Raw genomic sequence first — 21,891 nt, 5'->3', positions numbered from 1 at the left:
ATCTAGGGAAACAATGAATCGGTACAGGCTGTAAAGTTTCCTGAATGGCAAAAATCGCCTACATCCTTCTCACCCACAAGGACCCCGAGGGATTGATCGCGCAGGCTGAACGGCTGACAGCGGCAGGCGATTTCGTGGCGATTCACTATGATGCCAGGGCAAGCCGGGCGGATTACCAGAAACTTCAGGCCGCGCTTGGACAGAATCCGTCGGTCGTCTTTGCCCGGCGCCGCGTCAAATGCGGCTGGGGCGAATGGAGCCTGGTCGAGGCATCGCTTCTGGCGGTCGAGGCGGCGGTCGAGGCGTTTCCGCGCGCCACCCATTTCTACATGCTGTCGGGCGATTGCATGCCGATCAAGTCGGCGGAATATGCCCATGAGTTCCTTGATCGGGACGATGTCGATTATGTCGAAAGCTTCGATTTCTTCACCTCGGAATGGATCAAGACCGGGATCAAGGCCGAACGGCTGATCTATCGCCACTGGTTCAACGAACGGACGCACAAGTGGTGGTTCTACACTTCGATGGGCTTGCAGCAGAAACTGCGGCTGGAACGAAAGATCCCCGCGGACCTCGCCATACAGATCGGCAGCCAGTGGTGGTGCCTGCGCCGCCGCACGATCGAATGGATCCTCGACTTCACCCGCCGCCGCAAGGATGTGATGCGTTTCTTCCGCACCACATGGATCCCGGACGAGACATTCTTTCAGACGCTTGTGCGCCATCTGGTGCCCGAGGCCGAGATCCGCAGCCGCACGCTGACCTTCCTGATGTTCACCGACTACGGGATGCCGGTTGTCTTCTACAACGATCAGTATGACCTGCTGATAAGCCAGGATTACCTGTTCGCGCGCAAGATCAGCCCGGATGCAAGGCAGCTGAAGGACCGGCTGGGCAAGCTTTACACCACGACGGGGGTCAGCTTTCCCATCTCGAACGAGGGCCGCAGCCTGTTCAAGTTCCTGACCGGGCGCGGGCGGATCGGTCGGCGCTTCGCCCCGCGGTTCTGGGAAAACGAGGCAAGCCTTGGCCGCGAACGCACGCTTCTGATCGTCACCTGCAAGAAATGGCATGTGGCCAAGCGGCTGGTCGACCGGATCCGCAACGTCACCGGGCTGCCGGGGGTGGAATACCTGTTCAACGAGGCCGCGACCATCCTGCCCGACCTTGGCGGCATCCAGACGACGCTGGAAAAGCGCACCCGCCATCGCCGCGCGCTGGTGCGGATGCTGTTCGACTACTGGAATTCGGATACGCTGGTGATCTGCATCGATCCGGCCAACGTGGACCTGATGCAGGATTTCTATTCCGACAAGGCGACCACGCGCCTGCTTGAGGTCGAATGCGATTTCACCGACGACTACCTGATCGGCCATGCCCGCCGCGTGGGTCTGGCCGGCGACCGCACGCCATCGGAAACCATCGACAAGCTTCTGCCGACGATCCGCTATGACGTGAAGTTTGAAAGCGACCGCATCCGCGACGCCGATTTCGCCGATTTCCACCGGATGCGGCAAAGCGCGACGGTCGCGGAAAACACGCAGACCCTTGCACTCTTCCTCGGGATTGCCGAAGACAAGGCGCGCGAGATCGCGGAAACCGACTATCTGTTTGTGGACTGACGCCATGGCCTGGACCTATGACCCGACCAACATCTTTGCCCGCATCCTGCGCGGCGAGATCCCGAACAAGACGGTGGTGGAGACCGAACACACTCTGGCCTTCCATGACATCTATCCGCAGGCCCCGGTGCATGTGCTGGTGATCCCGAAAGGGCCCTATGTGTGCTTTGACCATTTCGCGGCCGAGGCAAGCGATGCCGAGATCGCCGATTTCCACCGGGTCGCGGCGCGGGTCTGCGCCGAGACGGGCGTCAGCCCCGGCGCCGATGGCCACGGCTACCGGACGATCTCGAACGCGGGCATGAACGGGGTGCAGGAAGTGCCGCATTACCACTTGCACATCCTTGGTGGCCGGATGCTGGGGCGGATGCTGCAGAAGGCCGAAGGCTGAGGCATAAACCGGCGGCGAAACGGCCCTTTCGGCGCCGCATGAGGCCGATCCGCATGTCCGGTCCGACCGGAACAACAGTCATTGATGCCGGATCGACCGCGCCTGACGGCGGGCCTGATCCGGTTGCGCGCGCGTGCCGCGCGCATTTTCTTTGCCTCGCCCGCCCCGCTTGCGCGGCGCGGGCTCAGGGGCCTCCGGCGGGGGTATTCTGGTCAGGTTGAAGGGGTTCAATGCGCCTCGGCCCAGTTCGCGCCCTGACCCGCATCGACGATCAGCGGAACCGACAGGTGCACGGCGGGATGGGCCGCGCCTTCCATCACCTCGCGGGCGCGGGCGATGAGCGGTTCGACCGCGTCCTCGGCGGCCTCGAACAGAAGTTCGTCATGCACCTGGAGCAGCATCCGCGCGTCCAGCCCCGCGATCGCGGCGGGCATGCGGATCATGGCGCGGCGGATCACGTCGGCGGCGGTGCCCTGGATCGGTGCGTTGATCGCACCGCGCCGGGCGAACCCGGCGCCCGGGCCCTTGGCGTTGATGTCGGGCGTGTGGATCTTGCGCCCGAACAGTGTCTGGACAAAGCCATGGGCCTTGGCGAAGGCGATGGTGTCGTCCATGTAGGTCTTGATGCCGGGGAAGCGTTCGAAATAGCGGTCGATGAAGCCCTGCGCCTCGGCCCGCGGGATGCGCAGGTTCCGCGCAAGGCCGAAGCCCGAGATCCCGTAGATCACGCCGAAGTTGATCGCCTTGGCCTGGCGGCGGATGTCGGGCGTCATCTGGTCGAGCGGCACGTTGAACATTTCCGACGCGGTCATGGCATGGATGTCATGGCCCTCTTTGAACGCCTGTTTCAGCGCCGGGATGTCGGCGATATGGGCGAGGATGCGCAATTCGATCTGGCTGTAGTCGAGGCTGACGATGCGCCGGCCCGCGGGGGCCACGAAGGCCTCGCGGATGCGGCGGCCTTCCTCGGTGCGGACGGGGATGTTCTGCAGGTTCGGATCGGTCGAGGCGAGCCGCCCGGTGTTCGCTCCCGCGATCACATAGGAGGTGTGGACGCGGCCCGTCTCGGGGTGGATGTGATCCTGCAACGCGTCGGTGTAGGTCGATTTCAGCTTGGACAGCTGCCGCCAGTCCAGCACCCGCGCGGCGAGTCTGGCGCCGGTCGGGTGGCTGTCTTCCATCGTGGTGAGGTCTTCCAGAACCTCGGCCCCGGTGGCATAGGCACCGGTCTTGCCCTTTTCGCCGCCCGGAAGGCCCAGCCGGTCGAACAGGATCTCGCCCAGTTGCTTGGGCGAGCCCACGTTGAAATCCGCGCCCGCAAGTGTGCGGATCTCGTCTTCCAGCGCGGCCATCTTCTGCGCGAAGGCATTGGACATGCGCGATAGCGTGTCGCGGTCGACCTTGACGCCGGCCATCTCCATCTCGGCCAGCACCGGCACCAGCGGGCGTTCCAGCGTTTCATAGACGGTGGTCACGCGGGCGCGGTGGAGGTCGGGCCGGAACCTTTCCCAGAGCCGCAGGGTGATGTCGGCATCCTCGGCGGCGTATTTCACCGCGTCTTCGATCCCCACCCGGTCGAAGGTGATGGCCGACTTGCCCGACCCGAGCAGAGACTTGATCGGGATCGGGATGTGCGACAGGTAGTTTTCCGATAGGAAGTCCATGCCATGCCCGTGCAACCCGCCATGCATCGCATAGGACATCAGCATCGTGTCGTCGAAGGGCGCGATGCGGATGCCGTGGCGGGCGAGGATCTTCCAGTCGTATTTCATGTTCTGGCCGATCTTGAGGATGGCCGGATCCTCCAGCACCGGTTTAAGGGCGGCAAGCGCCTCTTCCATCGGGATCTGCCCCGCGACCAGGTCGGAGGACCCGAACAGGTCGCCGCCGCCCTGCCGGTGTCCCAGCGGGACATAGGCGGCCTGTCCGGCCTCGATGCACAGCGAGATGCCCACCAGTTCGGCGCGCATCTCGTCAAGCGAGGTGGTTTCGGTATCGACAGCCACGTGGCCCGCCGCACGGATGCGGTCGATCCAGGCCTGAAGCGCGGCCATGTCGCGGATTGCCTCGTATGTCCCGGGGTCGATCGGCGGGGCCTCGGGCCGCGGCGCGTCTTCGGGCGTGGCGGGCGGGGTTTCGGTGATCGCGGGCGGGGCGATCTTCAGCTTTTCGGCCACCCGGCGGGTGATCGACCGGAACTCCATGTCCGTCAGGAAGGCCATCAGCCGTTCGGGATCGGGCGCGCGCACCTCCAGATCGTCCAGCGTGACATCCAGCGGCGTGTCGCGTTTCAACGTCACGAGTTGGCGGGAAATGCGGATCAGGTCGGCATTCTGGATCAGCGCCTCGCGCCGCTTGGGCTGCTTGATCTCGTCCGCGCGGGCCAGAAGGCTGTCGAGGTCGCCGTATTCGTTGATCAGAAGGGCCGCGGTCTTGATCCCGATCCCCGGCGCGCCGGGCACGTTGTCGACGCTGTCGCCCGACAGCGACTGGACATCCACCACCTTTTCCGGGGGGACGCCGAATTTCTCTTCGACTTCGGCGCGGTCGATCAGGCGGTCCTTCATCGGGTCGCGCATCAGGATGCCATTGCCGACAAGCTGCATCAGGTCCTTGTCTGAGGAGATGATCGTGCAGGCCCCGCCGGCATCGACCGCCTGCTGCGCCAGCGTCGCGATGATGTCGTCGGCCTCAAATCCGTCGGCTTCAAGGCAGGCCACGTTGAAGGCGCGCGTCGCCTCGCGCGTCAGGGAGAACTGGGGCCGCAGGTCTTCGGGCGGTTCGGGGCGCTGCGCCTTGTAGGCGGGGTAGATTTCGTTGCGGAAGGTTTTCGAGGAATAATCGAAGACCACCGCGATATGGGTCGGGGCGTCCTTGCCGCCGTTGCGGCTGAGTTCGTTCCACAGGATGTTGCAGAACCCCGCGACCGCGCCCACCGGCAGCCCGTCGGATTTCCGGGTGAGGGGCGGCAGCGCGTGATAGGCGCGGAAGATATAGGCCGAGCCGTCGATCAGATGCAGGTGGCAGCCCTTGCCGAAGGTCATGGTCTTCTCTCCCCGTCGCCGTTCCTGCGTTCTTGCCACGATCCGCCGGGCGCTTCCACCCTTCACTGGCCTGGTCGATTTGCCCGCCAGGTATGCCCGCCAGATTTGCCTCCGCAGGGGCTTGACCGGGACCGCGCCGCGCGGCATGGTCGGCGCCATGCTGACCCCGATCGCCCACGCCCGATTTTATTGGCCCGACGCTTCATAAGGCGGCCGGTCAGCATTCCTTTGAACAGATGACCAGAAAGCCGCCCGCGCGGGTCGGCCTTTCATGACGGGTTCCCACGCGGGCCGGACCGCAAAGGACCCCGAAGATGACCACAGAACGACAACAGATCGACATTCGCACGGCCACGGCCGCGGACCTGCCCGAGGTGCATCGGATGATGATCGCGCTGGCCGCCCATCATGGCGATCAGGCCACGATCACCCCGGCGGGGTTTCGCACGCTGACGCTGGACAACCCGGCTGCGCGGCTTCTGGTCGCGCGTCCGGCGGGAAGCCCGGTGCCGCATCCGGTGGCCTATGCGTTGATCCTCGGGTGGCAGGACCCGGCAACGGGCCGGATCACGCACGAGATTGCCAATCTGTTCGTGCAGGCGCCGTTCCGGCGCCAGGGATACGCGCGCGCGCTGGTCGTGGCGGCAGGGGGGCTTGTGGATACCGAAGGCGGGGCGAGCCTGACGGTCGGTGCGGTCGAGGGCAATGGCCCGGCGGCCACGGTCTGTCGCGAAATGGGCATGGCCAGGGTCGCCGAGGCGCGCTTTATCGTCGAACCGGCCTGACAACCGGGGGCATGGCCCCGGCTTGCCAACCCCGCGGCCGGGCGGAGGGGATCAGTGATCGTCGTGCGCGTGGTCGCGGTCGATCACGTATTTCCGGTCGCAGTAGCCGCATTCGACAAAGCCCGTGTCCTGCGGGATCGTCAGCCAGACGCGGGGATGGCCAAGCGCGCCCTGGCCGCCGTCGCAGGCGACCTTCCAGGTGGTGACGACGATGGTTTCGGGGGCTTCGATGGTCATCGGATTGGTCCTCGGGCCGTGCATGCTGACCCTGTCTTTAGCGGCCCCGCGCCTGCCGGGCAAGGGCCGGTCGGGCTGTTCATCGCGTCAGCCGCGCCACGATCCGCCGGGTGACGGGGGCCACGACCAGGACCACCGGAAAGGCCACGGCCCAGGCATAGACCCAGGACAGCGCCCAGACCCCGAGGAAGTCGCCGCCCGGCCCGATCGCCCGCACGGTCGAGATGCCCGAGACGATGGCCGACATCAGCCCCGAAAGGATCAGGCCGAACAGGACGGGGGCAAAGCGGGCAGGGATCATGGCGGGCCTCGACGTGATGGACGATGCGGCCCTCTTGCCGCAATGCCCCGTGGCCGGCAAGCCCGCGCGCGGCTTCGTGTTCGGCGCGGGATGCGACGGGATGACGGGCGCGCAGGGAAAACGGCCCGGCTCCGCTCAGGGCAGGTCGGCGGACGGGATGACTGGAAAGAACGTGGACCCCGACCACAGCCCGAACCAGCGGGCGCCATCGTGATCCTCATGCACGCACAGATCGACCAGCCGATAGAACGACTTGCGGTCGATCAGCGCCTCAAGCCCGCGCCGGACCATGACATAGGGCGAAGGCTCGCCGGTGGCGGGGTCGCGCACCACGCGGATCGGATGATCCGGCCCCGCCGTCACGACGTCGCCCACATGGGTGGTGAAGGTCACGCTCTGGTCGCGGCCCGTCCCGTCCACGGTGAAATCCACCGCCACGAAGGGCGCGTCATCGACGGTGATCCCCACCTTTTCGACCGGGGTGACAAGGAAATAGCGGCCATCCTCAAGCTTCAGGATCGACGAGAACAGCCTCACCAGCGCGGGCCTGCCAATCGGCGTGCCAAGGTAGAACCACGTGCCGTCGCGCGCGATCCGCATGTCGAGATCGCCGCAGAAAGGCGGGTTCCACAGATGCACAGGGGGCGGGCCCTTTCGCGTGGCGGCGCTGGCCGAAGCGGCCAGGCCCTCCGCAGTGGGGGTCACGATCTTTTGTCCGCTCATGCTTTTTGCCATTTGTGCCGGGCGCGATACTTAGGTCTAATGACAGCATATATCCAAGCGGAGCGACTTGTCATGGCCGACGCCCTGATTGCCGAAATCGAAGCCCTCGGCGCCAAGCTGGCCGAGGCGAAAGCCTCGATCAACCGCCGCTTCATCGGGCAGGAACGGGTGGTGGATCTGGTGTTGGCCTCGATGCTGTGCGGGGGGCACGCGCTTCTGGTTGGCCTGCCCGGTCTGGGCAAGACGCGGCTTGTCGATACGCTGTCCACGGTCATGGGGCTGAAGGGCAGCCGCATCCAGTTCACCCCCGATCTGATGCCGGCCGACATCCTGGGTTCCGAGGTGCTGGAAACCGCCGCCGACGGCAGCCGTGCCTTCCGCTTCATCGAAGGGCCGATCTTCTGCCAGCTTCTGATGGCCGACGAGATCAACCGCGCCAGCCCGCGCACCCAGTCCGCGCTGCTTCAGGCGATGCAGGAACGCGAGGTGACGATCGCGGGGCAGCACCGCCCGCTGGGAAAGCCGTTCCACGTTCTGGCCACCCAGAACCCGATCGAACAGGAAGGCACCTATCCGCTGCCCGAGGCGCAGCTTGACCGCTTTCTCGTGCAGGTCGATGTAGACTATCCCGACCGCAAGACCGAACGCGATATCCTGATCGCCACCACCGGCGCCGAAGAGGCCAGCGTGCATCAGGTCTTCACCGCCCAGGAACTGATCGCCGCGCAATCGGTGATCCGCCGGATGCCGGTGGGCGAACAGGTGGTCGAGGCGATCCTCGACCTGGTCCGCGCCTGCCGTCCGGGCGAACCCGAAGGCGCGGCGCTGGCCGACAGCCTTTCGTGGGGGCCCGGCCCACGCGCGGCGCAGGCGCTGATGCTGACGGTTCGGGCGCGCGCGCTTCTGGACGGCCGGCTTGTGCCGTCGGCGGCCGATGTCGCGGCGCTGGCGCGGCCTGTGCTGACACACCGGATGGCGCTGTCCTTCGCCGCCCGTGCGCGCGGCGAAAGCCTTGCCGGGATCATCGACCGCACCGCCACGGCCGCGCTCGGGCTTGAGGCCGCGGCGTGAGCCTTTCGCCGACCCTCCGCGCCCGGGCCGAAGGTCTGGGGCAAAGCCTGCCGCCCCTTCTGGCGCAGGCCGAACATCTGGCCGCGACGGTGATCCTTGGCGAACATGGGCGCCGCCGGGCGGGGATGGGGGACGAATTCTGGCAATACCGCCCCGCCCATGCGGGCGACAGCGCCCGGATGATCGACTGGCGCCGTTCGGGCAGGTCGGACGCGCATTTCGTGCGCGAACGCGAATGGCAGGCGGCGCAATCGGTAACGATCTGGTGCGACGGGGCGCGATCGATGTCCTTCACCGGCGACCGCGCGCGCCCGGCCAAGCGCGACCGCGCGGCGTTGCTGTCGCTGGCACTGGCCGTGCTTCTGATCCGTGGCGGGGAACGGGTGGGCCTTGCCGGCGAAGACGCCCCGCCCCGGTCGGGCCGCGCGCAGCTTGACCGGCTGACGCTGGCGCTGGCGGGTGCCGAGGCCGAGGCCGATTACGGCGCCCCCGACATGACCGGGATCGTGGCACACGGGCGGGCGGTGTTCGTATCGGATTTCCTGGGCGACCTGCAGGGCGTCGAGGCGGCTTTGGCGCGGGCGGCGGATCGCGGGGTTCGCGGCGCGCTGTTGCAGATCCTTGATCCGGCGGAAGAGGAATTTCCCTTCGACGGGCGCACGATCTTTGAATCGATGGGCGGCACGCTGACCCATGAAACCCTGCGCGCGGGCGAGTTGCGCACGCGCTATCTGTCGCGTCTGGCCGATCGCAAGGCGCGCCTCGCGGATCTGGCCCGCGCGTCCGGCTGGCATTTCCATTGCCACCATACCGGCGAAAGCGCGCAATCGGCCCTTCTGTGGCTTTTCCGCGCGATGGAGGCGGGCGGCTGATGTGGGTCATCGGTCCGATAGGCTTTGCCACGCCGTGGCTGTTGCTGGGGCTGATTCTGCTGCCCGTGCTGTGGCTGATCCTGCGGGCGGTGCCGCCCGCGCCAATCCGGCGCCGCTTTCCGGGTGTGGCGCTGCTGCTTGGGCTGACCGATGACGAGACGGAAACCGACAAGACGCCGTGGTGGCTGCTGCTGCTGCGCGCGCTGGCGGTCGGTGCGGCCATCGTGGGCTTTGCCGGGCCGGTTCTCAATCCCGATGTGCGCGAACCGGGGCAGGGGCCTCTTCTGGTCCTGTTCGATGGCGGATGGGCGGATGCGCGCGACTGGCCCCGCCGCATCGACCGGGCCGAGGCGCTGATCGCCGAGGCGGGCCGCGCGGGCCGGTCGGTCGCCGTGGTGCGCCTGACCGATCAGCCGGAAACCCCGGTCTTTCAGGCGGCGAACGCCTGGGCGCAGCGGCTTGTCGGGTTCTCGCCGCGTCCCTATGCGCCGGTCGACCTGGCCGGATGGGCCACGGCCCTTCCCGAGGGCGGGTTCGAAACCTTCTGGCTGTCCGACGGGCTGGACCATCCCGATCGCGCGGCCCTTCTGGCTGCGCTGGAACAGCGCGGCCCGGTCCGGGCCTTCGAAAGCCCGCGCAGCCTGCTTGCCCTGCGCCCGGCCGGGTTCGAGGACGGCGCGGTGCAGCTTTCGGCCATCCGGCTGGCCTCCGGGGCCGAACAGCAGGTGGAGGTTTCCGCCCGCGGCCTTGACCCTGCGGGGGTGGAACGCGAGCTTGCCCGCCTGCCGCTGACCTTCGCGCCGGATGCGACCGAAGCGACCGGCGCGCTTTCGCTGCCGCCCGAACTGCGCAACCGCATCACCCGGTTCGAGATCGCGGGCGTCCGGTCTGCCGGGGCCGTCAGCCTGACCGACGACAGCCTAAAGCGGCGCAAGATCGCCATCATCGACGGACAGGCCGGGCGCGAGGGGCTGCTGCTTCTGTCGGCCACCCATTACCTTGAACAGGCGCTGGCGCCCGTGGCCGATCTGCTGGAGGGCAGCCTGCAGGATGTGCTGCTGGCCAGCCCCGACGTCGTGATCCTTGCCGATGTCGCCCGCCTGGCCCCGCAGGAACAGGATGCGATGCTCGACTGGCTGGACCGGGGCGGGCTGCTTCTGCGCTTTGCCGGCCCGCGTCTGGCGGCCAGCGACGTGGCCCGGACCGAGGATGATCCCTTGATGCCCGTGCGGCTGCGCGAAGGCGGGCGGACGGTGGGCGGCGCGATGAGCTGGGGCGAACCCAAGGCGCTGGCCCCCTTCCCGGCGGACAGCCCGTTCAACGGTCTTGCAGTGCCCGAAGAGGTCGCCGTCACCGCGCAGGTTCTGGCGCAGCCCGGCCCGGAACTGGCGCAGCGGTCGATCGCCACGCTGGCCGACGGCACGCCCCTTGTGACGCGCCGCGAGGTGGGGCAGGGGCAGGTCGTCCTGTTCCATGTCACCGCGAATGCCGAATGGTCCAGCCTGCCGCTTTCGGGCCTTTTCGTGCAGATGCTGGAACGGCTGGCCGTTTCCACCCGCCCCTCGGCGCTGGATGCCGCAAGCCTGGAAGGCCGTATCTGGGTGCCCCAGGCGGTGCTGGACGCCTTCGGACAGGTCGAGGAGGCCGAGGGCCTGCCCGGTGTTGACGGCGCGGATCTGGCGCGGGCGACCGGGCCGGGGCCTGCGCTTCTGCCGGGGCTTTACGCGGGCGATGACCGGCGGCTGGCAATCAACGTGATCGGTGCCGAAACCGAACTGAGCCCGATGGACTGGCCCGCGACCGTTCCGGTGGAAGGCATGGAAACGCGGGTCGAACAGGTGTTGACCGGGCTGTTCCTGGCGGCGGCTCTCGGGCTGCTGCTGATCGACATCCTGGCCGCTCTGTGGCTGTCGGGCCGGCTGTCGCGGGGGCTGCGGAACGCACCGGCGGCCGTTCTGGCGCTGGCAATCGCGGTCCAGATGGCACCGGTTCCGGCTCTGGCGCAGTCGGACCCATCGGCGCAGACGAATGACGCCTTCGCCATCGAGGCCACGACCGAGGTGCGCCTGGCCCATGTCCTGACAGGCGACAGCCGGGTGGATGACATCGCCGCGGCGGGGATGCGCGGGCTTGGCCTCAGGCTGTTCGAGAGGACGACGATCGAACCGGGCGATGCGATGGCGGTGAACATCGAAACCGACGAGCTTGCCTTCTTTCCGTTCCTCTACTGGCCTGTCACCGCGGATCAGCCGCTGCCGTCGGCTGCGGCCTATGCGAAGTTGAACAAGTATCTGCGCACCGGGGGCATGATCCTGTTCGACACGCGCGATGCGGATCTGGTGCGCGGCGGCGGCACCACGCCGGAAGGCCGCCGCCTGCAACTGATCGCGGCGCCCCTGGACATTCCGCCCTTGGAACCCATCCCCGCCGATCATGTGCTGACGCGCACCTTCTATCTGTTGCAGGATTTCCCCGGCCGCCACGCCAATGGCGGGCTCTGGGTCGAGGCTGCGCCGCCCGATGCCGAACAGGCCGAAGGCATGCCCTTCCGCAACCTCAATGACGGGGTCACGCCGGTCGTGATCGGCGGCAATGACTGGGCGTCCTCATGGGCGGTGGATGCGCGGGGCGTGCCGATGTTTCCCGTCGGGCGCGGCTATGCCGGGGAACGCCAGCGCGAGATCGCCTATCGCTTCGGGATCAACCTGATCATGCATGTGCTGACCGGCAACTACAAATCCGATCAGGTCCATGTGCCCGCGCTGCTGGAAAGGCTGGGCCAATGACCGGCAGCATCGTGTTCGATCCGCTTCTGCCCTGGCCCGTGATCGCGGTTCTTGCCGCGGCCGCACTGGCGCTGGTGGGGGTGGCGCTGTGGCGGGGGCTGCAGGGCTGGTGGTTGCGCGGGCTGACCGCGGCGGCGCTGCTTGCCGCGCTGGCCAATCCCGCCCTGCAGGAAGAGGACCGCGCACCGCTGACCGACATCGTCATCGCCGTGATCGACGAAAGCGCCAGCCAGCAGATCGGCGCCCGTCCGGCGCAGGCCGAGGAGGCGCTGGTCGCCCTGCGCGCCGAGGTCGCCGCCCTTCCGAACACGGAATTGCGCGAGCTTCGCCTGCCCGACGCGCCCGGCGATGGCGGCACGGAACTGATGACCGCGCTGGCCGAGGCGCTGGCCGAGGAACCGCGCGCCCGTGTCGCCGGGGGCGTCCTGATCACCGATGGTCAGGCGCATGACCTGCCGATGGCGCCCGACATGCCCGCACCCCTGCATGTGCTGCTGACCGGCAGCGAAAGCGACTGGGACCGCCGCCTGATCGTGCGCAACGCCCCCGCCTTCGCGATCATCGGCGAGCCGGTCACGCTGACCCTGCGGATCGAGGATCAGGGCGCGGTGCCCGAGGCCCTTCAGGGATCGGCCGACCTGTCGATCGCCATTGATGGCGAGCCGCCGCAAACCTTCCGCGTGCCCGTCGGGCAGGACATGGAACTGCCCGTCACGCTGCCGCATGGCGGGATGAACGTGCTGCAATTCGCCACGAATACCGAGGCGGGGGAACTGACCGACCGCAACAATGCGGCCATCGTGTCGATCAACGGCGTGCGCGATCGCCTGCGCGTGCTTCTGGTGTCGGGCGAGCCGCATGCCGGCGAACGGGTCTGGCGCAACCTGCTGAAATCCGATCCTTCGGTCGATCTGGTCCATTTCACCATCCTGCGCCCGCCGGAAAAGCAGGATGGCATCCCGGTATCGGAACTGTCGCTGATCGCCTTTCCCACGCGCGAATTGTTCGTCGAGAAGATCGAGGAATTCGACCTGATCATCTTCGACCGTTACCGGCTGCGCGGCATCCTGCCGCTGAACTACCTGGAAAACGTGCGCGACTATGTCACCAACGGCGGCACGGTCCTGGTGGCTGCCGGGCCCGAGTTCGGCACCGCCGACAGCCTCTGGCGGTCCCCCCTGGCAGAAATCCTGCCGGTGGATGCCACCAGCCGAGTGATCGAAGGCGGCTTTCGTCCCGTCCTTTCGGAACTGGGCAAGCGCCACCCGGTGACGCAGGGGCTTGACGCGGCGCAGCCGGACGAGGGCTGGGGCCGCTGGTTCCGCCAGATCGAGATCACCGCGCGGGATGGCGGCCAGGTCGTGATGGAAGGCGCAGATGGCAGGCCGCTTCTGGTTCTGGCGCGCGAAGGCGAAGGGCGCATCGCGGTGATGGCATCGGATCACGCCTGGCTCTGGGGACGCGGGTTCGAGGGAGGCGGGCCGCAGCTTGAACTCCTGCGGCGGCTTGCGCACTGGATGATGAAGGAACCCGAGCTTGAGGAAGAGGCGCTGACCGCCCTTGCCGATGGCCAGACGATCACCATTACCCGCCGGTCCATCGCCGAAACCCCGCCCGGCCCCGTGACCCTGACCGCGCCCGACGGGTCCGAAGCGCAGGTTGACCTGACCGAAACCGTTCCCGGCCGCTTTGCCGCGGAATGGCCCGCGCCAATGCTCGGGCTTTATCGCGTGATCCAGGACGATCTGGAAACGGTGGTGGCCGTCGGCCCCTCGGCCCCGCGTGAATTCGAGGAAACCATCGCGACGGGCGACAAGCTGGCCGATCTGGTCGACGCCACGAACGGTGGCATCCTGCGGATCGAGGATGGCACACCCGACCTGCGCCGCGTGGGCGAGGGCCGGACGGCCGCCGGGCGCGGCTGGATCGGGATCACCCCGCGCGGGGCCTATGTGACCGAAGACATCCGCATCGCCGCGATCCTGCCGCCCTGGGCGTGGCTTCTGCTGTCTGCGGCACTGGCGCTGGCGGCCTGGCTGGTCGAAGGGCGCAACGGCCGGCCCCGTTCCCCGCGCTGATTTTCCTCGCCACGCACGGCAGATTCGTGGATCATTTCCCGATCCCCGGTTTTTTCGGGGCTGAAATGCTTTTTCGAAACGGAGTTTGGCCATGCAGGACGTGGATGTGGTGATTGTCGGTGCGGGTGCCGCGGGTCTTGCGGCGGCGAAGACGCTTCGGGAAAAAGGCCTGAGTTTCCTGGTGCTGGAGGCGATGGACCGGATCGGCGGCCGCGCCTGGACGACCGATACGGATTTCGGCGTGCCCTTCGATATCGGCTGTGCCTGGCTGCATGCAGCCGATCGCAACCCCTTCTTCCCCGAGGCGCAGGCGGCAGGCTGGACGCTTTACCATCACGACATGGCGCTGGATCACCTGTATTTCGGCTCGCGCCGCGCGGATGCCGCGGAAATGGTGCGGATGCGCGAGGCAGAGGCCGCGCTGGCCGCCTGCATCGAGGCTCATGCCGGGCCGGATGACCGGCTGTCGGCGCTGATCGGGGATTGCCACTGTCTGCGTGCGAATTCCACCTTTGCCGGGCCGATGGATTTCGGCGCGGATGATGACGAGATTTCCGTCGCGGATTTCCGGTCGGCCGCCGATCTGGACCCGAACTATTTCACCCGCGAAGGCTTTGGCGCGCTGATCCACCGCTGGGGCGCGGATGTGCCGGTGACGACCGGCGCGCCCGTCCGGCGGCTGGCCTGGGACGGGCCGGGGGTGGTGGCCGAGGGCCGCTTCGGTGCGGTCCGCGCCCGCGCGGCGATCGTTACCGCCTCGATGGGTGCGCTGCAGTTCGAGGAGATGGGTTTCTTTCCCCGGCTTCCTGATGCCCATGTCGAGGCGATCTTCGATCTGCCGATGGGACTTCTGACCAAGATCCCGGTCACGGTGTCGGGAACCCGGCTTGGCCTGAAGCCGTTCGACGACCTGCTGATCGAACGGCATGCGCGCCATGACCTTTTCTTCCTGTGCTTTCCCTGGGACCTTGACCTGATGGTCGGTTTCGTCGGCGGCGACTTCGCCTGGGAGATGGAGGCGGCGGGCACAGCGGCGGCGGTGGATTTCGTGACCGACCGCCTGATCGACATCTTCGGGTCCGACGTGCGCCGTGCCGTGGGGCACGGCATCATGACGAACTGGGGCGGCGAACGCTATGTCCGGGGCGGTTATGCCGCGGCACGGCCCGGCAAGGCGCATGCGCGCGACGTGCTGCGCACCCCGGTGGGCGACAGGATCTGGTTCGCGGGCGAGGCGCTGGCCCCCGGTGGCCTGACCCAGACCGCCGCAGGCGCGCGGCTTTCGGGGGTTGCGGTCGGCTCTGAAGTGGCAGCACGACTGGCCGGATGACCGGGAATGACTGGGGCCTGACCAATTCCGGTTGCTTTTTGGTGAAATTGGTAATATGAATTTACCAATAACGCCGGGAGGGGCCGCCATGGACATGCCACAGCCGAATGCCGCGATCCTGTCACGCAAGGCGCGGATCATCGAACGCCTGCGCGAGGTCCTGCCGGCCGATGCCGTGGTGGACGATCCGAACGAAACCCGCGCCTATGAATGCGATGCGCTGACGGCTTATCGTTGCCCGCCGCTAGCCGCCGTCCTGCCGCGCAGCACCGCCGAGGTGTCGGCGGTGCTGAAGATCTGCCATGACGAGGGCGTGCCGGTCGTGCCGCGCGGGTCGGGCACCTCGCTTGCGGGCGGGGCGCTGCCCACGGCGGACAGCGTGATCCTTGGCGTGGCGCGGATGAACGCGGTTCTGGAAACCGACTATGACAACCGCTTCATCCGGGTGCAGTCGGGACGCACCAACCTGTCGGTCACGGGGGCCGTGGAAACCGATGGCTTCTTCTATGCCCCCGACCCGTCCAGCCAGCTGGCCTGCGCCATCGCGGGCAACATCGCGATGAACTCGGGCGGGGCGCATTGCCTGAAATACGGGGTGACGACGAACAACCTTCTGGGCGTCACGATGGTCCAGATGGATGGCACTGTGGTCGAGATCGGCGGCCCCTGGATGGATCCTGCGGGCCTTGACCTTCTGGGGGTGATCTGCGGCTCGGAGGGCCAGCTGGGCGTGGTGACGGAGGCGACGCTGCGCATCCTGCCCAAGCCCGAAGGCGCGCGCCCGGTGCTGATGGGGTTCGATTCCAACGAGGTGGCGGGCGCCTGCGTGTCCGATATCATCAAGGCCGGCGTCCTGCCGGTGGCGATCGAATTCATGGACCGCCCCTGCATCGAGGCGACCGAGGCCTTTGCCAAGGCCGGATACCCGATGTGCGAGGCGCTTCTGATCGTCGAGGTGGAAGGGAGCCCGGCCGAGATCGACGAACAGCTTGGCCTGATCAAGCAGATCGCGGGCAGGCACAACCCCGTGGAGTTGCGCGAGGCCGCCGACGAGGATCAGGCGAAACGCATCTGGCTGGGCCGGAAGTCGGCCTTTGGCGCGATGGGTCAGATCAACGACTACATGTGTCTTGACGGCACGATCCCGGTATCCTCGCTGCCCCATGTCCTGCGGCGGATCGGCGAGATGTCGAAGGAGTTCGGGCTGGACGTGGCCAATGTGTTCCACGCGGGCGACGGCAACATGCACCCGCTGATCCTGTTCGATGCCAACAAGCCCGGCGATCTTGAGAAATGCGAGGCCTTCGGGGCCGAGATCCTGAAGCTCTGTGTCGAGGTCGGCGGCTGCCTGACCGGCGAACATGGCGTCGGCATCGAAAAGCGCGACCTGATGACCGTGCAATATGCCCCGGCAGACCTTGAGGCACAGTTGCGCGTCAAGGACGTGTTCGATCCGAAATGGCTTTTGAACCCCGCCAAGGTGTTTCCCTTGCACGTCACCCAAAGCCGCCGCGCGGCGTGAGACCGCAGGCCGGGGGGCTGTCTGCCCCCCGGACACCCCGAGGATATTTTGACCAGAATGAAAGCAGCCATGCGCCCTGCTGATGAAGATGAACTCGCCGAGGTGATCCGCGTCGCCACAACGCATTTTTCCGTGCAGGGGGGCGGCACGCGGGGCCTTGAGGGTGTCGCGGCGGGGGCGGTTCTGGAAACCGGCGGGATCGCCGGGATCACGCTTTACGAGCCCGGTGCGCTGACGCTTGTGGCGCGCGCGGGCACGCCCCTTGCCGAGATCGAGACGGCGCTGGCCGCCGAAGGGCAACGCCTGCCCTTCGAGGTGCCGGATTTCCGCGCCATGCTGGGGCGGCAGGGCGAAAGCACGATCGGCGGCGTGATGGCCGCGAACGCCAGCGGACCGCGCCGGGTTCAGGCCGGGGCCGCGCGCGACAGCCTGATCGGTGTCCGGTTCGTCGATGGCCGGGGCGATGTGATCCGCAATGGCGGGCGGGTGATGAAGAACGTGACCGGCTATGACCTGGTCAAGCTGATGGCGGGCAGCCGGGGTAGCCTTGGCATCCTGACCGAAGTGTCGATGAAGGTCCTGCCCGCCCCCGAGGCGCAGGCGACGCTGTCCCTGGCGGGGCTTGACGACGCGCGGGCGGTGGCCGCGATGTCGGCGGCCCTGGGGTCACCCTTCGAGGTATCGGGCGCCGCGCACTGGCCGGGGCGGGGCACCTTCCTCAGGATCGAGGGGTTCACGGCCTCGGTCGCCTATCGTGCGGAACGGCTGGCAGCGCTTCTGGCGGGCTTTGGCCGGGCCGAGCGGATCGAGGGCGCCGGGCCCTGGCCCGAGATCCGCGATGCGGCGCCTTTCGCGGGGCGGGCGGGGGATGTCTGGCGGCTGTCGGTGAAACCCTCGGACGCGCCCGGCCTGATCGCCCGCGCGGGCGCCGAGGCACATCTGATGGACTGGGGCGGCGGACTTGTCTGGATCCTGACCGCGCCGGGGGCCGACCTGCGGACGAGGCTGGGCGGATTTTCCGGCCATGCGACGCGGGTCCGCGCCACGGATCCGGCCGACGGGATCCCGGCGCTGCACCCCGAGCCCCCTGCCGTCGCGGCCCTGACCGCCGGGTTGAAGAACCGTTTCGACCCGCGCGGCCTGTTCAATCCTGCCCATGCCGGAGCGTTCTGAAGATGCAGACCAGTTTCACCCCCGAACAACTGCGCGACCCCGGCATCGCGCGCGCGAACGAGATCCTGCGCACCTGCGTGCATTGCGGATTCTGCACCGCGACCTGCCCGACCTATCAGGTTCTTGGCGACGAACTCGACAGCCCGCGCGGCCGCATCTACCTGATCAAGGACATGCTGGAAAATGGCAGGCCTGCCGATGAAAAGACGGTCAAGCACATCGACCGCTGCCTGTCCTGCCTGGCCTGCATGACGACCTGCCCCTCGGGCGTGCATTACATGCATCTGGTCGATCAGGCGCGCGACTACATCGAAAAGACCTACCGCCGCCCGTTCATGGACCGGATGCTGCGCGCGTTGCTGGCGCGGATCATCCCCTATCCCACGCGGTTCCGGCTGGCGCTTCTGGCGGCGAAGGTGGGGCGGCCCTTCGCCTTCCTGATGCCCGATGCGCGGCTGAAGGCGATGCTGGCCATGGCACCGGCACAGATCCCGCCGGTCAGCCGCAATGACGATCCGCAGACCTTCCCGGCGATCGGCGAACGGCGGATGCGGGTCGCGCTGATGACGGGCTGCGCGCAGAAGGCGCTGAACACCGACATCAACGATGCAACGATCCGCATCCTGCGGCGGCTCGGCTGCGAGGTGGTGGTGGCCAAAGGCGCGGGCTGTTGCGGCGCGCTGACCCATCACATGGGCAAGTCCGACCTGTCGCATGGATCGGCGGCGGCCAATATCCGCGCCTGGATGGCCGAAAAACAGGCCCATGGTCTGGATGCTATCGTGATCAACACATCCGGCTGCGGCACGACGGTGAAGGATTATGGCCACATGTTCGCCCATGATCCGCTTGCGGCGGATGCGGCGACGGTCGCGGGCATGGCGTTGGACATCTCGGAACTGCTGGTGCGGATCGGCCTGCCGGAAGGCGCGCCCAAGGGCCTGCGCGTGGCCTATCACGCGGCCTGTTCGCTGCAGCATGGCCAGCAGGTCAAGACCGCGCCGAAAGACCTGTTGAAGCGCGCCGGGTTCGAGGTGGTTGAACCCGCCGACAGCCATCTGTGCTGCGGGTCGGCGGGCACCTACAACCTGCTGCAGCCCGAGATTTCGGCGCAGCTCAAGACGCGCAAGGTGCAGACGCTCGAGGCGCGGAAACCCGATCTGATCGCGGCGGGCAACATCGGCTGCATGATGCAGATCGGGTCCGGAACGGCGTTGCCGATAGTCCACACGGTCGAGCTGCTGGATTGGGCAACCGGCGGGCCGCGTCCGCGCGCGCTGGACAGCCTGCCTGCCTAGGCCATAAAACTGCCGCAAGCCGGGGCGAAAAGAGCAGATCGAACGACGACCCCGCCGGAGACGTGATGCGCCGCCTTGCCCTTTCGCTTGCCGCCGCCTGTGCCCTGTTGACCCATCCCGCCACGGCGCAGGAATCGGGCCTGACCCGCCTGCAGACCGGCGACGACAGTCGCGGCTGGAACGCTGTCGGCAGGCTCAACCTTGGCAAGCGCGGCTTCTGCACCGGCGCGCTGATCGCGCCCGACCTTGTGCTGACGGCCGCGCATTGCCTGTTCGACAAGACCTCGGGCGCGCGGATCGACCCGTCCACGATCGAATTCCTGGCCGGTTGGCGCAATGGCCGGGCCGAAGCCTACCGGACCGTGCGGCGCGCGGTGGCGCATCCCGAATACGTTTATTCGGGCGAAGAGAAGTTGGCCCGCGTGGCCTTTGACGTGGCGCTGATCGAACTGGATCAGCCGATCCGCCTGCCCGGCGTGCAGCCCTTCGAGACAGACCGTTACCCGCGCGAGGGCGACGAGGTGGGCGTCGTGTCCTATGCGCAGGATCGCGAGGATGCGCCATCCCTGCAGGAGGTCTGCCATGTGATGGGGAAGCAGCCCGGCGTGCTTGTCCTGACCTGCAACATCGATTTCGGATCTTCGGGTTCGCCCATCTTCACCCTGCGCGACGGCGTGGCGCGGGTGGTTTCGGTCGTGTCGGCCAAGGCCGAGGTCGAAGGCAAGAAGGTTGCCTTGGGCACGTCCCTGGAACGTCCGTTGGCCGACCTGCGCGCCGCACTTGACCGGGACGACGTGCCGTCGCATGGCGTGCGCGTCCTTTCCGGTGGCGGGGCGGGCACGGCGGACGGCGGGGCAAAGTTCCTGCGTCCGGGCGGGTCTGCGCCCTGAACGGCCCGCCGGTCCGAACGCCCGTGGGGGCTTGAAACCGCGCCTTGCCTTTCCCAAATCGGTGGTGTCCCCGGTGCCATGACGGGCCGGGGCGGTTTCCCTTGGCCCTGCCCTGAACGGGAGGGTCGCCAACAGACATCGCTCGATGGAGGATGACATGCGCAGCTTTGATCTCGCACCGCTTTACCGTGCCACCGTGGGCTTTGATCGCATCGCCGATCTGATGGACCGCGTGCTGACCAACGAGGTCGCCCAGCCGACCTACCCGCCCTACAACATCGAAAAGACCGACGAGAATGCCTATCGCATCTCGGTCGCCGTTGCCGGCTTCACGCCCGAGGACCTGAATGTTGAGGTCAAGGAAGGCACGCTTTACATCGCGGCGCGCAAGTCCGCCGACGAAGGCGAACGCAACTTCCTGCACCGTGGCATTGCCACGCGCGCCTTTGAACGCCGCTTCGCACTGGCCGATCACGTGAAGGTCACCGGCGCCACGCATGAACACGGGATGCTGCACATCGACCTGGTGCGCGAGACGCCCGAATCGCTGAAGCCACGCCGGATCGAGATCGCGCGTCCGGGTGACGTGCAGGCGAAGGCGATTGACGCCGCCGCGGCGGAAACCGTCGAGGCCTGATCACTTCGCTTGGAACGGATGGAAACGCGCCGGCACCCCCGGCGCGTTTTTTCATGCCGGGTCCAAGGCTCGGGGTTGCAAGGCTCAGGGCTGTTCGAACTCACGTTCTTTCGGTGGCAGGCCGTGGGCCCGTTCGCGCATCGAGATGAAGATCGCGCAGCCGATCAGCACGCCTACGCCCACAAACGTCCAGGCATCGGGAAAATCGCCGAAGAACCACCAGCCGACCGCCGTCGCCATGATGATCTCGGTGTAGGCCAGCGGCGCCAGAAGCGAGGCCTCGGCATGGTCATAGGCCTTAACGATCAGGAAATGCCCGAAGGTCGCCACGAACCCCACCGCCAGCATGAGGCCCCATTGCGGCGTAGAGGGCGCCTGCCACAGCGGCAACACCGCCAGTGTCAGGAAGATCGCCCCCATCAGGCTGGTGTGGAAGGTCGTGACCATCGCATGCGCGCGCCCCGAGATGCGTCGCGTCATCGCCAGGTAGAAGGCAAGGCTCGTGCCTGCCGCCAGCGCAAGGAAAGTGCCGGGGTTCACCTCGGCCAGGCCGGGGCGAATGATGATCAGCGTTCCGACGAACCCCACCATGACGGCGACCCAGCGTCGAGGGCCGACCCGTTCGCCCAGAACGAAGGGCGAAATCGCCGTCAGGATCAGCGGCTGGACGAAGAAGATCGCCAGGGCATCAGCAATCGGCAGGAACTTGAGCGCGTAGAAGAAGAAGAACGTCGCCGCCGCCAGAAGGAAGGCGCGCCCGGTGTGATAGGCGGGCCGGTCGGGCCACAGCGCCGCACGCCCGCCAAGCCGAAGCGCGAAAGGAAGGGTCATCACCGCGCCGAAGGCCATCCGCGCCCAGACGATCTGAAGGATCGGCATGCCCTGCTGGCCCAGGAACTTTGCCGCAACGTCCAGAAACGGCAGAACCGCCATCGCCGCCAGCATCAGCGCCACGCCGATAATCGGGCGTTCATGCCCTGCGGTCTGTCCTGCCGATGCCATGTCCCGTCCGCTTTGCCCGATGATCCAGTCCTAGGGCGGGGCGTCGGGACCTGCCTGCCCCCTTGCGACATCGCCTGTCGCAAACACCGGACGGCGCGGCGGCACCGGGGGTGGGGCCGCCGCGCCTGA

At 67.3% G+C, this 21,891-nt stretch carries 18 protein-coding genes; 13 read left to right on the top strand and 5 right to left on the bottom strand.

Features of this window, described 5'->3' with window-relative positions:
• Positions 1-44 precede the first annotated feature (44 nt).
• Both E7811_RS05435 and E7811_RS05430 read left to right on the top strand, forming a co-directional pair.
• Positions 45-1,622, top strand: a complete 1,578-nt coding sequence (locus tag E7811_RS05435; RefSeq protein ID WP_136393531.1) for a DUF5928 domain-containing protein — start codon at positions 45-47, stop codon at positions 1,620-1,622.
• Between the two features lie 4 nt (positions 1,623-1,626).
• Positions 1,627-2,013: a histidine triad nucleotide-binding protein gene (locus E7811_RS05430; protein WP_136393530.1), complete on the top strand. Its 387-nt coding sequence runs from the start codon at positions 1,627-1,629 to the stop codon at positions 2,011-2,013.
• A 227-nt stretch (positions 2,014-2,240) separates the two neighbouring features.
• On the opposite strand, the gene polA is transcribed toward E7811_RS05430, so the two are convergent.
• Positions 2,241-5,057, bottom strand: a complete 2,817-nt coding sequence (gene polA / locus E7811_RS05425; protein WP_136393529.1) for a DNA polymerase I — start codon at positions 5,055-5,057, stop codon at positions 2,241-2,243.
• Between the two features lie 314 nt (positions 5,058-5,371).
• Between polA and E7811_RS05420 the strand changes: the two genes are divergently transcribed.
• A complete protein-coding gene (locus tag E7811_RS05420) occupies positions 5,372-5,842 on the top strand; it encodes a GNAT family N-acetyltransferase (protein WP_136393528.1) in 471 nt (156 codons plus the stop codon).
• A 51-nt stretch (positions 5,843-5,893) separates the two neighbouring features.
• On the opposite strand, the gene E7811_RS05415 is transcribed toward E7811_RS05420, so the two are convergent.
• The 3 genes from E7811_RS05415 to E7811_RS05405 all read right to left on the bottom strand — a co-directional run bounded on the left by E7811_RS05415 (position 5,894) and on the right by E7811_RS05405 (position 7,103).
• Positions 5,894-6,079 (bottom strand): zinc-finger domain-containing protein, encoded by a 186-nt coding sequence (locus E7811_RS05415; RefSeq protein ID WP_136393527.1) that lies wholly within the window; start codon positions 6,077-6,079, stop codon positions 5,894-5,896.
• Between the two features lie 79 nt (positions 6,080-6,158).
• Positions 6,159-6,380, bottom strand: coding sequence for a DUF2798 domain-containing protein (locus E7811_RS05410; protein WP_136393526.1), 222 nt, complete (start codon positions 6,378-6,380; stop codon positions 6,159-6,161).
• 135 nt (positions 6,381-6,515) lie between these two features.
• Entirely contained in the window at positions 6,516-7,103 is a 588-nt protein-coding gene (locus E7811_RS05405) for a DUF1285 domain-containing protein (protein WP_136393525.1), read from the bottom strand.
• A 72-nt stretch (positions 7,104-7,175) separates the two neighbouring features.
• On the opposite strand from E7811_RS05405, the gene E7811_RS05400 reads away from it, so the two are divergent.
• The 10 genes from E7811_RS05400 to E7811_RS05355 all read left to right on the top strand — a co-directional run bounded on the left by E7811_RS05400 (position 7,176) and on the right by E7811_RS05355 (position 20,760).
• Positions 7,176-8,174, top strand: a complete 999-nt coding sequence (locus tag E7811_RS05400; protein ID WP_136393524.1) for an AAA family ATPase — start codon at positions 7,176-7,178, stop codon at positions 8,172-8,174.
• Entirely contained in the window at positions 8,171-9,046 is an 876-nt protein-coding gene (locus E7811_RS05395; RefSeq protein ID WP_136393523.1) for a DUF58 domain-containing protein, read from the top strand. The genes E7811_RS05400 and E7811_RS05395 overlap by 4 nt, the downstream gene beginning before the upstream one ends.
• Complete coding sequence (locus tag E7811_RS05390; RefSeq protein ID WP_136393522.1) at positions 9,046-11,832, top strand: DUF4159 domain-containing protein; 2,787 nt, start codon at positions 9,046-9,048, stop codon at positions 11,830-11,832. Before E7811_RS05395 ends, E7811_RS05390 begins: the two co-directional genes overlap by 1 nt.
• Complete coding sequence (locus E7811_RS05385) at positions 11,829-13,910, top strand: glutamine amidotransferase (RefSeq protein WP_136393521.1); 2,082 nt, start codon at positions 11,829-11,831, stop codon at positions 13,908-13,910. The genes E7811_RS05390 and E7811_RS05385 overlap by 4 nt, the downstream gene beginning before the upstream one ends.
• A 91-nt stretch (positions 13,911-14,001) precedes the next feature.
• Entirely contained in the window at positions 14,002-15,240 is a 1,239-nt protein-coding gene (locus E7811_RS05380; RefSeq protein WP_136393520.1) for a flavin monoamine oxidase family protein, read from the top strand.
• A gap of 88 nt (positions 15,241-15,328) precedes the next feature.
• A complete protein-coding gene (locus tag E7811_RS05375) occupies positions 15,329-16,762 on the top strand; it encodes an FAD-linked oxidase C-terminal domain-containing protein (RefSeq protein ID WP_136393519.1) in 1,434 nt (477 codons plus the stop codon).
• Positions 16,763-16,831: 69 nt separating this feature from the next.
• Complete coding sequence (locus E7811_RS05370; protein ID WP_136393518.1) at positions 16,832-17,935, top strand: FAD-binding protein; 1,104 nt, start codon at positions 16,832-16,834, stop codon at positions 17,933-17,935.
• Positions 17,936-17,937: 2 nt separating this feature from the next.
• Complete coding sequence (gene glcF, locus E7811_RS05365) at positions 17,938-19,233, top strand: glycolate oxidase subunit GlcF (protein WP_136393517.1); 1,296 nt, start codon at positions 17,938-17,940, stop codon at positions 19,231-19,233.
• 65 nt (positions 19,234-19,298) lie between these two features.
• Positions 19,299-20,123, top strand: a complete 825-nt coding sequence (locus E7811_RS05360) for a trypsin-like serine peptidase (protein ID WP_136393516.1) — start codon at positions 19,299-19,301, stop codon at positions 20,121-20,123.
• 157 nt (positions 20,124-20,280) lie between these two features.
• Positions 20,281-20,760, top strand: coding sequence for an Hsp20 family protein (locus E7811_RS05355; protein WP_136393515.1), 480 nt, complete (start codon positions 20,281-20,283; stop codon positions 20,758-20,760).
• Between the two features lie 84 nt (positions 20,761-20,844).
• Here E7811_RS05355 and E7811_RS05350 read toward each other — a convergent pair whose 3' ends face one another.
• The gene (locus E7811_RS05350; RefSeq protein ID WP_136393514.1) at positions 20,845-21,762 is read right to left on the bottom strand and encodes a DMT family transporter; all 918 of its coding nucleotides are present in this window, start codon (positions 21,760-21,762) and stop codon (positions 20,845-20,847) included.
• Between the last annotated feature and the right edge of the window lie 129 nt (positions 21,763-21,891).

The sequence above is a fragment of the Aliigemmobacter aestuarii genome (assembly GCF_004799285.1).
Taxonomy (GTDB): domain Bacteria; phylum Pseudomonadota; class Alphaproteobacteria; order Rhodobacterales; family Rhodobacteraceae; genus Aliigemmobacter; species Aliigemmobacter aestuarii.
This window is presented reverse-complemented; position numbering and strand designations above follow the sequence as displayed.

What these genes read in the sequence shown, in the direction of transcription:
- E7811_RS05435 (WP_136393531.1), top strand. Translation starts at nt 45, where the DNA reads ATGGCAAAAATCGCCTACATCCTTCTCACCCACAAGGACCCCGAGGGA.
- E7811_RS05430 (WP_136393530.1), top strand. Translation starts at nt 1,627, where the DNA reads ATGGCCTGGACCTATGACCCGACCAACATCTTTGCCCGCATCCTGCGC.
- polA (WP_136393529.1), bottom strand. Translation starts at nt 5,057, where the DNA reads ATGACCTTCGGCAAGGGCTGCCACCTGCATCTGATCGACGGCTCGGCC.
- E7811_RS05420 (WP_136393528.1), top strand. Translation starts at nt 5,372, where the DNA reads ATGACCACAGAACGACAACAGATCGACATTCGCACGGCCACGGCCGCG.
- E7811_RS05415 (WP_136393527.1), bottom strand. Translation starts at nt 6,079, where the DNA reads ATGACCATCGAAGCCCCCGAAACCATCGTCGTCACCACCTGGAAGGTC.
- E7811_RS05410 (WP_136393526.1), bottom strand. Translation starts at nt 6,380, where the DNA reads ATGATCCCTGCCCGCTTTGCCCCCGTCCTGTTCGGCCTGATCCTTTCG.
- E7811_RS05405 (WP_136393525.1), bottom strand. Translation starts at nt 7,103, where the DNA reads ATGAGCGGACAAAAGATCGTGACCCCCACTGCGGAGGGCCTGGCCGCT.
- E7811_RS05400 (WP_136393524.1), top strand. Translation starts at nt 7,176, where the DNA reads ATGGCCGACGCCCTGATTGCCGAAATCGAAGCCCTCGGCGCCAAGCTG.
- E7811_RS05390 (WP_136393522.1), top strand. Translation starts at nt 9,046, where the DNA reads ATGTGGGTCATCGGTCCGATAGGCTTTGCCACGCCGTGGCTGTTGCTG.
- E7811_RS05385 (WP_136393521.1), top strand. Translation starts at nt 11,829, where the DNA reads ATGACCGGCAGCATCGTGTTCGATCCGCTTCTGCCCTGGCCCGTGATC.
- E7811_RS05380 (WP_136393520.1), top strand. Translation starts at nt 14,002, where the DNA reads ATGCAGGACGTGGATGTGGTGATTGTCGGTGCGGGTGCCGCGGGTCTT.
- E7811_RS05375 (WP_136393519.1), top strand. Translation starts at nt 15,329, where the DNA reads ATGGACATGCCACAGCCGAATGCCGCGATCCTGTCACGCAAGGCGCGG.
- E7811_RS05370 (WP_136393518.1), top strand. Translation starts at nt 16,832, where the DNA reads ATGCGCCCTGCTGATGAAGATGAACTCGCCGAGGTGATCCGCGTCGCC.
- glcF (WP_136393517.1), top strand. Translation starts at nt 17,938, where the DNA reads ATGCAGACCAGTTTCACCCCCGAACAACTGCGCGACCCCGGCATCGCG.
- E7811_RS05360 (WP_136393516.1), top strand. Translation starts at nt 19,299, where the DNA reads ATGCGCCGCCTTGCCCTTTCGCTTGCCGCCGCCTGTGCCCTGTTGACC.
- E7811_RS05355 (WP_136393515.1), top strand. Translation starts at nt 20,281, where the DNA reads ATGCGCAGCTTTGATCTCGCACCGCTTTACCGTGCCACCGTGGGCTTT.
- E7811_RS05350 (WP_136393514.1), bottom strand. Translation starts at nt 21,762, where the DNA reads ATGGCATCGGCAGGACAGACCGCAGGGCATGAACGCCCGATTATCGGC.